Source organism: Rothia sp. HMSC061C12, assembly GCF_001815755.1.
Taxonomy (GTDB): domain Bacteria; phylum Actinomycetota; class Actinomycetes; order Actinomycetales; family Micrococcaceae; genus Rothia; species Rothia mucilaginosa.
This window is the reverse complement of sequence record NZ_KV821875.1, coordinates 177,631-189,516: the sequence shown is the minus strand read 5'-3', so window position 1 is coordinate 189,516 and position 11,886 is coordinate 177,631. Positions and strand designations below refer to the sequence as shown.

The 11,886-nt window shown below is 63.1% G+C and carries 8 protein-coding genes and 4 tRNA genes; all 12 read left to right on the top strand.

Features of this window, described 5'->3' with window-relative positions:
- Positions 1–7: 7 nt before the first annotated feature.
- A tRNA-Gly gene (locus tag HMPREF3055_RS07810) sits at positions 8–80 on the top strand.
- Positions 81–606: 526 nt separating this feature from the next.
- Positions 607–678, top strand: a tRNA-Gln gene (locus HMPREF3055_RS07805).
- A gap of 22 nt (positions 679–700) precedes the next feature.
- Positions 701–773: transfer RNA gene (locus HMPREF3055_RS07800), tRNA-Glu, on the top strand.
- 510 nt (positions 774–1,283) lie between these two features.
- Positions 1,284–1,358, top strand: a tRNA-Val gene (locus HMPREF3055_RS07795).
- A gap of 108 nt (positions 1,359–1,466) precedes the next feature.
- Positions 1,467–2,315 (top strand): PD-(D/E)XK nuclease family protein, encoded by an 849-nt coding sequence (locus tag HMPREF3055_RS07790; RefSeq protein WP_070605482.1) that lies wholly within the window; start codon positions 1,467–1,469, stop codon positions 2,313–2,315.
- 341 nt (positions 2,316–2,656) lie between these two features.
- Positions 2,657–3,262, top strand: a complete 606-nt coding sequence (gene def / locus HMPREF3055_RS07785) for a peptide deformylase (RefSeq protein ID WP_049342135.1) — start codon at positions 2,657–2,659, stop codon at positions 3,260–3,262.
- Between the two features lie 6 nt (positions 3,263–3,268).
- Positions 3,269–4,237 carry a methionyl-tRNA formyltransferase gene (gene fmt, locus HMPREF3055_RS07780; RefSeq protein WP_049356625.1) on the top strand — a complete coding sequence of 323 codons (969 nt, stop codon included), beginning with the start codon at positions 3,269–3,271 and terminating at the stop codon, positions 4,235–4,237.
- Positions 4,234–6,237 carry an RsmB/NOP family class I SAM-dependent RNA methyltransferase gene (locus HMPREF3055_RS07775; protein ID WP_070738790.1) on the top strand — a complete coding sequence of 668 codons (2,004 nt, stop codon included), beginning with the start codon at positions 4,234–4,236 and terminating at the stop codon, positions 6,235–6,237. The genes fmt and HMPREF3055_RS07775 overlap by 4 nt, the downstream gene beginning before the upstream one ends.
- Positions 6,238–6,291: 54 nt before the next feature.
- Entirely contained in the window at positions 6,292–6,993 is a 702-nt protein-coding gene (rpe, locus tag HMPREF3055_RS07770; protein ID WP_070738789.1) for a ribulose-phosphate 3-epimerase, read from the top strand.
- A gap of 357 nt (positions 6,994–7,350) precedes the next feature.
- A complete protein-coding gene (locus HMPREF3055_RS07765) occupies positions 7,351–8,424 on the top strand; it encodes an ABC transporter substrate-binding protein (RefSeq protein WP_070676737.1) in 1,074 nt (357 codons plus the stop codon).
- A 140-nt stretch (positions 8,425–8,564) separates the two neighbouring features.
- Positions 8,565–10,607: a peptidase gene (locus HMPREF3055_RS09520; RefSeq protein ID WP_070738788.1), complete on the top strand. Its 2,043-nt coding sequence runs from the start codon at positions 8,565–8,567 to the stop codon at positions 10,605–10,607.
- Between the two features lie 196 nt (positions 10,608–10,803).
- On the top strand, positions 10,804–11,850 hold the full coding sequence (locus tag HMPREF3055_RS07755) for a plasmid partitioning protein (protein ID WP_070738787.1): 1,047 nt from the start codon (positions 10,804–10,806) through the stop codon (positions 11,848–11,850).
- Positions 11,851–11,886 lie beyond the last annotated feature (36 nt).

Sequence of the window (11,886 nt, the reverse complement as noted above, 5' to 3'; positions counted from 1 at the left end):
AAAACATGCGGTTGTAGCTCAGTTGGTAGAGCACCACCTTGCCAAGGTGGATGTCGCGAGTTCAAGTCTCGTCAACCGCTCCGCTCAAGCCCCGAGGTTCGCCTCGGGGCTTTTTTGTTGTCTCTGGGGTTTTATTGTCTCCGGGGTTTTAGTTTTTGGAGGTGCGGGGGCGGGGTCCTGTGATCTTTCCCGAGGCGGTTGCTTGGGTGGGTTGACTGCCAGACTATCTGACTACCTGGCTACCTGGGTGCTGGCTGCCGGGCTATCTGACGACCTGACTGTCCGGTCATCTGGCTATCGGGAGGCAATACAGGAAAAATCTTCAAAAAAATTTGGGATGCAAAGCGTGCGGGGGAGAGGTTAAAGCCACTCTCTGAGCCCCTTGGAAGCTGCTTTGAGGGGTGAAAATCGGCCCCAAAACCCTCCTTTTGAAGAAATTTAAAAAACTTTTTAACCCCAAAAACCCCGGAAACACGCGGAAGTAGCGGGCATAAAACCGTGAATGTGAGGCGGCTCTCTAGATTTCGGCTTGCACGCCTCCAGAAAGACCCGTATAGTTATTACTCGTTCCGGTGATAAGTCGAAAGGCGAGAAACGGAACGGTAATGGGATATGGTGTAATTGGCAACACGAAGGTTTCTGGTTCCTTTGTTCTAGGTTCGAGTCCTGGTATCCCAGCTAACCTCCTCACGGAGGTTGCGGCCCCATCGTATAGCGGCCTAGTACTCCGCCCTCTCACGGCGGCAACACCGGTTCAAATCCGGTTGGGGTCACACTAGAAATAAACCCTCAGTCTTCTGGCTGAGGGTTTATTTGTTTATCCGGTAAAGACTGGTTTTAGATTCTACGGTGCCGCCGTGAGCCTCTCACGGCGCCGCTCCTTACGTCGCGGCACTCCGGGGCATGATGGATTTCCTCGCGCGCTCGGCATCATGCCCCTCCGTCACCGTTACAAACCGGTTGGGGTCACACTAGGAAAAGCCTGGTTTCTTCGGAAGCCAGGCTTTTTTGTTTATCCAGTGAAACCGGACTGAGATTCGGTAATGACTTAGCGACTTCAGCCATGGTTAAAAGCTATCCCTCAAAACGCTAACCCAGCCCCAAAGTCCGTACCTCATGACCAGAGTCCATAAGTCATTACTGAACCTGCAGTCACCTCTGGTGGGATGATCTTTTAGATTCCATGGTGCCGCCGCATACTCCTCGAGAAGGGAACGGGAAGAAAAAAAGGGGAGCGCAAAATTTGACCTTCACGCCAAGCCTCGGTATAGTCTTATCCGTAAGCGTGATTGGCGCAGTGGTAGCGCGCTTCGTTCACACCGAAGAGGTCACTGGTTCGAACCCAGTATCACGCACCAATAACCCCCGTTTCAAGGAACGGGGGTTTTATTATGCCCACCGGTATTTGTGTCCACAAGCAGTACAAACCCAGCCGCGGACACAACCACCCGAGAATGAGGTACCCCGTGACAACACCCGAACTCGCCGCAGCCACCGACTACGGACGCATGTACGCGCGCGTCCGCGGAGGAGAACCCCTCGTCCCCTCCATCACCACCGTCATCGGGCAGCACGCCAACGACCTCAGCGGCTGGCACGGGTACATGGCCGCCAAAGCCGCCCTCGAAGACCAGCGCGCCTACCGCGCCACCGGATCCCACGGCCTCAAATTCGCCATCATCCGCGACGCAGCCAGCGCCTCCGAACGATACCGCGACGCAGCCGCCGCCCGAGGCGACCGCGTCCACAACTACGCCGAAGCCGTCGCCCTACGCGCCATGGGCCGCGAACACAACCTCGACGAAAGCCGCGAACAGCTCATCATCAACGGCGAACAAGCCTACGCCGACCGCTTCGACGAATGGTGGGAAGCCTTCAAGCCCCGCCCCCTCGCCGCCGAAGTCACCATCTGGAACGACACCGTCGGCTACGCGGGAACCCTCGACCTCGTCGCAGAAATCGCAGGCCGAACCTGCATCATCGACTACAAAACCAAAGGCACCGACAAACGCGGCCGCGTCAAAGCACTCGACGAAAAAGTCGTCATGCAGCTCGTTGCCGGACTCAAAGCCGAAGAATCCATCGTCGACCCTGACAAAGGCACCTGGGAACCCTGGAAATACGGCGACGCACCCGTCCTCATGGGCGTGGCCCTCGGCGAAACGCAGGTGCTGCCGCAGCAGGCGAACCCCGCCGTGCTCGAACGCAACTGGTACAAGTTCTGCGCCCTGCGCCGCGTCTGGGAATTCGACCGCCAGGTCCAAGAATTTGAAGACCCCGCGCTCATGCCCGTAGTACCCCCGCCCGCGGTATAGGGGAGTAACGAGCGTAGGGGAGAGGCTCAAACCCCCTGAGGAGGTGAGCCTAGGGAGGTGAGCCCAGGGAGGTGAGGCTCAGCCCTCACCCTGCCGCCTCCACCCCAGCGCCTCGATTCGTTCTAGATTCGCGCTACTGAATCGGCGACAATAGAACAATAGGCAGAACGGCGCACCTGCTGTGAAGAATGCGCCCGCTGTGAGAACCTGCTCCTGGGAGACCCCTCCTGCCGAGAGAGCCCGCCAGCGCAGTTTCACCCGCGAGGTTCTACCAGCGCAGTTCTGCCGCCATATTGAAATCCGTAAGCACATTCCCGGCACCCCGCCGGCAAAGGAGAACCATGACCATCCTGAGCATCCGCACCGTAGGTGACCCGGTGCTGCGCAGCGTCTGCGACCCCATCACCGTCTTCGACGACGACCTGGCACGGCTCATCGACGACATGTTAGAAACCATGTACGATGTGGGCGGCGTGGGCCTTGCCGGCCCGCAGGTTGGTATCTCCAAGCAGATCTTCACCTTCGGCGGCATTGACGACCGCGAAGGCTACATCATCAACCCCGTGCTCGAAGTCGGCGAAGAAGACCAGGAAGGCGGCGAAGGCTGCCTGTCCGTGCCCGGTCAGAAGTCCGCGACCCCGCGCAAGAACTGGGCGCGCGTGACCGGCGTGGACCGCCACGGTGAGCCCCTCGTGCTGGAGGGTGAAGGCCTGTTCGCGCGCATGCTGCAGCACGAAACCGACCACCTGCACGGCAAGCTGTTCATCGATCGCCTCGTGGGTGAAGACCGCCAGCGCGTGATGCGTGCCCTGCGCGCCGCAGACTACAACTCGGTTGCCGCGAAGACCGTGACCGAGCGTGCAACCCGCGTGGGCGGTGCCTTCGGCGGCGGTGGCGCGTTCGGTGCAGGCTCTGCCGGTTCCTCCTTCGGTAGCTTCGGAAAGTAGGCTCACATGCTCAACATTATTTACGCAGGCACCCCCGAGGTTGCCGTGCCCCCGCTCGACTACCTGGCGAACTCCGATAAGGTTCGCGTGGTCGGCGTGCTCACCCGCGAAGACGCCCCCGTGGGCCGCAAGCGCGTGCTCACCCCCTCCCCGGTCGCGCAACGTGCCGAAGAGCTCGGCCTGCCCATCGTGAAGGCAAACCGCTGGAACGACGAAGCCGCCGCAGCCATCGCCGAGCTGAACGCTGACGCAGCCGCCGTGGTCGCCTACGGTGCCCTGCTGCCGCTGCCCGCGCTCGAATCCCTGCGCTACGGCTGGGTCAACCTGCACTTCTCCAAGCTGCCCGCATGGCGCGGCGCCGCCCCCGTGCAACGCGCCCTCATCGCCGGTGAGCAGGAAATTTTCTCCACCACTTTCCTGCTCGAAGAAGGCCTGGACACCGGCCCCACCTTCGAACAGGAATCCACCCCCGTAGCCGCTGACGACACCGCAGGCACCGTGCTGATGCGCCTCGCCACCAGCGGCGGCGCACTGCTTGAACGCACCTTCGAACGCCTCGAAGCGGGCGAGAGCGGCACCGTGCAGGTCGAGGACGAGTCGGTCAGTTACGCCTCCAAGATGAGCATTGCCGACGGCCGCCTCACCTGGACCGAACCTGCCGAACAGATTCTGGCACGCTTCCGCGGCGTGACCCCCGAACCCGGTGCATGGTGCGAACTGGGCGAAAACCGCTTCAAGATCGGTGGCCTGGCGGTTGCCGACGAACGACTGGTGCAGTCCCTGACCGAGGCAAACGGCGGCCCCCTCGCACCCGGTGCGGTGCGTCTGCACGCAAAGAAGGTACTGGTCGGCACCGGTACCGAACCCCTGATGCTGCTGCAGGTTCAGCCTGCCGGCAAGAAAATGATGGATGCGCCCGCGTGGGCTCGCGGCGCTGGCAAGGACATGGCGGAAGGCCTGGTGGTACTCGCATGAGCAACGAAAAGCGCCCCTACAAGGGAGGACACGGCAAGCCCGGTCACGCTGGCAATGGCAAGCCCGGCAACGGCAAGTTCAGCCAGGGTAGCGGTCAGGGTAAGTTCAATCAGGGCGGCGGTCAGGGTGAGGGCGGTGCGAAGCGTAAGCGTCGTCGCCGCTCCGGCGCTGGCAACGGCTCGAGTTCTGGTGTGAGCGAGCAGAACCGCCAGCAGTCCCAGAATTCCCAGCGCGCTCAGAACCAGCGCTCGCAGAATCAAAGCTCGCAGGGCCGCCCGCAGAAGTGGGACGACAACTCCCGCCCCGAATCGCGCACCGGCCGCCGCTTTGACGGCCTGACCAGCGTCGAACGCGCCGCACGCCGCGCCAAGACCGAACACGACGACACCAAACGCGGTGGCGGCGGCACCTCCCAGCGCAATAAGAGCGGCCACGAACGCAACCGCCGCTCCATGTCCGCCCGCGAATTCTCCGCGGCGGCACCCTCCGCACGCTCGCGTACCGCAGACACCGCACGCGCAACCGTCTTCGACGTACTGCGCTCCGTGGCGGAATCTGACGCCTACGCGAACCTCGTGCTGCCCAAGGCGATTCGTAGCCACCGCCTCGACCACCGCGACGCAGGCTTTGCAACCGAGCTGACCTACGGCACGCTGCGCCACCAGGGCACCTACGACGCAATCCTCAGCCGCTGCGTAGACCGCCCTATCGAGAAGGTCGGCACCACCACCCTGATTGTGCTGCGCATGGGCGTGCACCAGCTGCTGAACATGCGCGTTCCCGCCCACGCGGCGCTGAACCAGAGCGTGTCCCTGGCACGCGAAAAGATCGGTGCGGGCCCGGCAAGCTTCATTAACGCGGTGCTGCGCCGTGTCTCCGAGCGCACCCCCGAAGAGTGGTACGAACTCATCATCGAGGACGCGAAGGACGACACCGAACGCATGGCGCTGCTCGCCTCGCACCCCGCCTGGATTGTGCGTTCCATGCGCCAGGCACTCGTTGCGCACGGCCGCCCCGCCTCCGAAATTGAGCAGCTGCTCGAAGCGGACAACCTCGCCCCCGTGGTGAACCTGGTGGCGCTACCCGGCCTGGGTAGCCTCGACGAGGCACGCGAACAGGGCGCCGTCGACGGCGAGCTGGTTGAAGGTTCGGCGCTGTACGCCTCCGGCGACTTGGCACGCCTGGAATCCGTACGTGAAGGCACCGTCCGCGCTCAGGATGCCGGCTCCCAGCTGGTAGCACGCGCGCTCGCCGCAGCACCCCTGGACGGCACCGACACCGCATGGCTCGACCTGTGCGCAGGCCCTGGCGGTAAAGCGGCGCTGCTCGGCGCGCTCGGTATTCAGCGCGGCGCATCCCTGGTCGCCAACGAGGCGGCACCGCACCGCGCGCAGCTCGTGGAATCCTCCATGCGCCCCCTGTCCGAGGACAGCTACACGGTACTCACCGGCGACGGCCGCCAGATCCGCGAGACCCTGCGCAAGAACGCCTCTGACCTGCCCGGATCCATTGAGCCCGGTCAGCTTTTCGACCGCGTGATGGTGGATGTGCCCTGCTCCGGTCTGGGCGCCCTGCGCCGCCGCCCCGAGGCGCGTTGGCGCAAGTCCCCGCGCGATATTGCCGAGCTGCTGCCCCTGCAGCGTCAGCTCCTGGATGCGGCCATTGAGGCGACCCGCCCCGGCGGCGTTATCGCCTACGTGACCTGCTCCCCGCACGCGGCAGAAACCCAGAACATTGTGGCTGAGGTGCTCGAAAGCGGCGCGGTCAGCCTGCTCGATTCCGCCGCAGTACTGCGCGAAGTCGCCCTGCACACCGAAGGCGCGAACGGCGAGCCCGTGAGCGTGCTGGCGGGGGAGAAGGACCCCGGCCACACCCCCGAGATCAAGGTCAAAAAGGGTGCGCCGGTCGTGAAGGCTTCGGAGAACCCGACCACCGCGCAGCTGTGGCCGCACGTGCACGGAACCGACGCAATGTTCCTCGCCTTGCTGCGTAAGAACTAGCCGCTTCACCGCCTAGCATCACCCGCCATACGGCACGGATTTGAAAGGAACCCCATGGGTATTGCCATTAACCCGTCGATTCTTTCGGCGGATTTCGCGAACCTGCAGCGCGAGCTGGAGCGCATTTCCACCGCAGACGCCGCGCATATTGACGTGATGGACAACCACTTCGTCCCCAACCTCACCTGGGGTCCGCCGGTGGTCAAGCGTCTGCGCGAAATCTCCCCGGTGCCGTTCGACGTGCACCTGATGATTGAGGACGCCGACCGTTGGGCACCCGAATACGCCAGCATGGGCTGCGAATCGGTGACCTTCCACGCGGAGGCGGCTATCGCCCCCATCAAGCTGGCGCGCACCCTGCGTGCTGAGGGTGCGAAGGCGGGTATGGCGCTGCGTCCGGCAACCGCCGTGGAACCCTACCTGGACATGCTCAGCGAACTGGACATGCTGCTGATCATGACCGTGGAACCCGGCTTCGGCGGTCAGGCGTTCCTGGAGGTGACCCTGCCGAAGATCGCCCGCGCCGCCAAGGCGATTGAGGGCGCGAACCTGCCGGTGACCGTGCAGGTGGACGGCGGCATCACCGAAGAGACCATCCTGCGTGCCGCGGAGGCGGGCGCAACCTGCTTCGTTGCCGGTAGCTCGGTCTACGGTGTGGATGAGGCGCTCGGCGGTCCGGAGGCGGCAATTGCCTCCCTGCGTGCGGCGGCTGCATCGGTCAAGCGTTCCGGCGCCGGTTGCGGTTGCGGCTGCTAGCGGTGCTCGCCGGTAACAGTGCCCAGTCACTCTGATACTGCTGCCCGCGCCCATAAAACCTCATACGCCCCGTTGTGAAGACTGCATCCCGTCGCGGCTCTTCGCGGCGGGGCGTTTTGTATGCGCTTGGGTGCGTAGGCGAAGTTACCGTCAAGCGGGTGTAGGGTGGGGAGGACCACCCTTTTAAATGACATAGTGTCAGCAAGACTATGACAAAACGTGAAATATGTTACCCCGCGCAATTCCGCGGTAAAACCGGGCATCCTGACGGTCAGAGAAGCCAAGCTGAACCCGCCTTGATGTAACACTCAGATATCTGTAAGGTTAGGTATAGTTTAGTCATTTATAGGGGGAATTATGTCTTTCAACCGAACCGAGCTGACCGACGCCGAAAACCACGGCGCATCGGGCGTTAACCGCCGCGCCTTCTTCGGCCTGGCGCTCGCCTCCTCGGCTGCTCTCGCCCTCGCAGCATGCAGCAGCGAGACCACCACGACCACCACTTCCGGCGGTTCCACCTCCGGCGGCAACAGCGGCACCCGCACCATCAAGGACATTGACGACGAGAATGTAGAAGTTCCCGCCAACCCGCAGAAGGTTATCGTCCTCTCCGAACCCACCCTCGACGGCCTGCTCGCCCTCGGCGTGACCCCCGTCGGTTCCGTCTCCGGTCGCGGCCAGTCCGGCGTGCCCAACTACCTTGCCGACCGCGCCAAGGGCGTGCAGATCATCGGCACCGTCGCCCAGGTCAACTACGAGCAGATCGGCAACCTTGATCCCGACCTGATTCTGGTCGACTCCACCGGCGTGGACAAGCGCTCCGAAACCTACGAAACCCTCAAGAAGATCGCCCCCGTGGTCTACTGCGGCTACGCGGGCGGCGACTGGCGCATCAACTTCCGTAATGTCGCCAACGCCATGAACATGGTCGACAAGGGCGAAGAAGTCATCAAGGCATACGAGGCAAGCGCCGCAACGTTGAAGGATCAGCTCGCCCCCAAGTACGGCGACAAGACCTTCTCCATTGTCCGCTGGGCAGGCAACGGCCCCGCCCTGATTCTCAAGGAACTGCCCGCCGGTCAGGTGCTCACCGACCTGGGCCTCAAGCGCCCCGAGGCGCAGGACCGCAACGGCCAGGGCCACTCCGAGCCGGTCTCCCTGGAGAACCTGGCAACCATCGACGCGGACTACATGTTCCTGGGCACCCTCGGCGGCGCAAGCCAGCAGAACCCGAACGCGCAGGGCTCCGCAGGTCTGCAGGGCGCTGAAGAAGCACTGAATAAGGCGAAGGAAACCTCCGGCTTCACCAACCTGAAGGCAGTCAAGGACGACCACGTGATTCTCGTGGACGGCTCCAAGTGGACCTCCACCGGCGGCCCGCTGCTGCTCGAGGGCATTATTGAAGACGTCAAGAAGGCACTTCCGCTCTAAACGCCCTGTTCTGAACACCCCGTTCTAAATACCCTGTGAAGCAATCACCCGCTGAAGCTTCCGCCCCCCTTCCCGCCGCGACCTAAAAACCGCGGCGGGAAGGGGATGCACGACCCACCACACCATCCTCAAGGACCACCATGACCGAAACTCGACCCGTGCGCACCGCAGCCCGCTATGGTGCCGTCGTGGCTCTCGCCGGCGCGCTCATCACCCCCGGTGCAGCGCTGACCGGCTCCACTCTCGCATTCGCGGATACTCCCGCCGCCACCCAGCAGGAAGCTAAGGCTGCCGTGACCATCTCCACCGAGAAGTGGCGCGAAGGTAAGCTCGTGCTGCGCGGCACCGGCTTTACCAGCACCGCACCCGGTCGCGGCGCAGTGTTCGCCGTGAAGTTCCTCGACGCCCTGCCGGATGAAGCGCACCAGGCGATTAACCCGATCACCAAGAAGGGCGGCAACTCGCCCGCGAACTTCATGGCAACCGCCAAGGAGGACGGCACTTTTGAGGTTGAGGTGTCCCTGCCGACCCCCGAAAACACCGGTCTGACCGCTGAGCAGCTGAAGAACAAGGGCTGGACCGTGGAGGGTACCAGCCACCGTATTCAGGTGCTTTCCGGTTCCCTGGGCGGTACGGATGCGGACGGTAACACCTACGACCGTCGTGCATCTGTGTCGCAGAATATTACGCTGAGCGACCCGGCTCCGAGCCCGGCACCGACCGCGGATCCCTCTGCTACCGCTGAGCCTTCTGCGACGGCTGAGCCTACCGCTGAGCCCTCTGCGACCGCTGAGCCTTCTGCGACTGCCGAGCCTACCGCTGACCCTAGCGCAACTGCAGAACCCACCCCCGCACCTACTGCAGACCCCACCCCGGCACCTACCGCAGAGCCGACCCCCGCGCCCAGCGAAGACTCGAAAACCTGCTCCCCCGCCGATGACTCCTTCACCCCGCGCCTGACCATCGAGAACCCCAAGGCGGTTCAGGGCGGCAAGCTGCACCTGACCGGTGACGGCTGGTGCAACCCCGAAGACAAGAAGGCATCCGTTATCGGTCTGAAGATTGACGACGGCAAGGTATCCCGTAACGACGCCACCGCGGTCAACGACAACCACACCATCTGGGCTGTCATCACCCCCGATGAGAACGGCCATATCGACGCCTGGATTGACCTGCCCACCCGCGACAACGCAGCCTTCAAGAATGACGAAGACGCCGCCAAGTACGCCTCCGGTGAGCACACCCTGCGCCTGCTGACCGGTAGCCTGCGTGAGGGCGACCGATCCGGAACCTACGGCGGCGCCAACAGCCAGGGCGGCATCAACACCACCTTCACCATCGGTGAGTACGCCCCCGGTGACGCGCCCGAGCCGGTCAACGCCTCCGAACTGACTAACGGTAATGGCGTGCAGGTGAGCCGTGACGGCTCCACCGTGACCGTGACCGTGCCGAACGCTGAACCGGGCACCTGGGTGTACGCCGCGACCTACCTTGGCAACTCCCCGCAGACCCTCTACGGCTCCGGCTGGAAGCGTCTGGATGGCAACCGCAGCTTCAGCTACGAAACCAGCGTGAGCATGCCCGCCGCAACCTACCGCGTGGTCGTGCATAACGGCAACCAGGGCGCTGAAAATGCGGTGCTCGGTTTTGCTGACATGACCGTGGAACACGCTGTTACCCCTCGTCAGGACGTTTCCCGCGATGAGCAGGACGCCACCGACCAGCTGGTCGAAGAGCTGAACGAGAACCCCGCAACCAGCACCTCTACCGCGCCGGTTCCCATGCGTAACGCGGGCGGCCGCATCAGCACCCGCGCCACCGACGTGGATGCATCCCTCGCCGCGCTCTCGCAGAGCACCGCTCCGGTCGTGAACCGCGTGCAGGCTAAGGCGAAGGTTCAGAGCGCGCAGAAGACCCTGGCATCTAACCTGCAGAAGACCGAAGCTAACGCAAAGAAGGCTGTGAAGGCCGCCGCCGGTTCGAAGAACTCGCAGAACGCACAGGGCTCGCAGAACTCTCAGAACTCCGCCGCAGGCACCAAGGCTCAGGGCCCGGTCATTGAGGGTACTGAGCTGACCGGCCTGACCAAGTGGGTGGTCAACAACGCCAACAACCTGCTGCTTTCGGCGGCTGGCCTGGTGGTTTTGGCTGCGGCTCTGATTCTGCGCACCTCCAAGAAGTAAGCTCTCTGACCACACATTCACATCGGCACCGGTCCACGCTCCACACTTTTGACCCTGCACCCTTGAACAGGGGCGTGGATCGGGTGCCTCCAACCATTCGGGTCACGACCCGCTGAACTGCACCGACCTACTGAACTTCACCTACACGAACCCGGTAGCGTTCAGCTTCGACCCCGGTAATTTTGAAAGGACCACCATGCGTGCACCTTTTTCGGGAGCCCCGAAGGCATCCCTGACCTCTAAGGCGCTGACCGCCTGCGCCGCCGCGACCCTGGCGCTTGGCTTGGGCGTTGGCACCGCATCCGCTCTGCCTCCGGGCGGTGCGAAGGCATCCACCCCCGGCACCTCCTCAACCGTTTCCTCTTCTGTGAGCGAGCACGGCGTGATTTCCTTTAGCGTGAGCGGCTTCCCCGCGAATACTGTGGTGTCCGTGAAGGTGGACGACGGTAACCTGTGCCCCTCCGACGCGGCTCAGGGCGCTTGCGTGGTGCACCAGCAGAAGACCGATGGTAACGGTAACGTCTCCGGTTCCTTCATTCTGCCGGATGTTGGCGCTGGCACCCACACCCTGCGTTTCCTTGCAACTGGTGAGAAGCGTGACAAGGACGGCAAGTACCTGGGTACCGAGGCGTACAGCAACCGCAGCCCCGAGTTCACCGTGGTGGGTGAGGGCGGTTCGGATAATTCCTCCTCGAACTCTTCGGGTTCTTCCTCGAACCGCGGCTCTTCCAGCTCGAAGAGCAACGGTGGTTCCTCGAACGGCGGCTCGAACTCTAACAACTCCGACTCTGCAGACGACGCTCAGGGCTCTAACGACTCCAACGAGTCCTCGTCCAATGGCGGCTCGAACGGCTCTTCCAACGGTTCTGCAAACGGTGCGGCTGACGCTGAGACCGTCTACACCGATGCTGATGGCAACACCATCACCAAGGAAGAGTACGATCGCCTGAACTCGGAGGCTGATTCTTCCGGTACTACCTCTGGTTCTTCTAATGCTTCCTCTGCGCCTTCTGCTTCGGCAGATGCTCAGAAGAAGAAGGCGACCGCTTCGGCGAGCGCATCTTCTTCGGCTGTTGCGCGCGGTACTGCGTCGAGCCCGAGCGCTTCGGCTTCGGGCGCGGCTAACACCGCATCCACCGTTCAGACCGTGACTTACGGTGCTGCGTTCCCGTGGATTGGCGTGGTGGTTCTGGGCGTAAGCATTGTGGGTGCCGCTGCGCTGCTGCTGACCCGTAAGCGCTAAGACTTAACGTCGGATGCGGGTGGGGGAGTGACCCGC

Excerpts from the sequence above, each read along its gene's own strand:
- HMPREF3055_RS07765 (WP_070676737.1), top strand. The coding sequence starts at position 7,351 with ATGTCTTTCAACCGAACCGAGCTGACCGACGCCGAAAACCACGGCGCA.
- fmt (WP_049356625.1), top strand. The coding sequence starts at position 3,269 with ATGCTCAACATTATTTACGCAGGCACCCCCGAGGTTGCCGTGCCCCCG.
- HMPREF3055_RS09520 (WP_070738788.1), top strand. The coding sequence starts at position 8,565 with ATGACCGAAACTCGACCCGTGCGCACCGCAGCCCGCTATGGTGCCGTC.
- HMPREF3055_RS07755 (WP_070738787.1), top strand. The coding sequence starts at position 10,804 with ATGCGTGCACCTTTTTCGGGAGCCCCGAAGGCATCCCTGACCTCTAAG.
- def (WP_049342135.1), top strand. The coding sequence starts at position 2,657 with ATGACCATCCTGAGCATCCGCACCGTAGGTGACCCGGTGCTGCGCAGC.
- rpe (WP_070738789.1), top strand. The coding sequence starts at position 6,292 with ATGGGTATTGCCATTAACCCGTCGATTCTTTCGGCGGATTTCGCGAAC.
- HMPREF3055_RS07775 (WP_070738790.1), top strand. The coding sequence starts at position 4,234 with ATGAGCAACGAAAAGCGCCCCTACAAGGGAGGACACGGCAAGCCCGGT.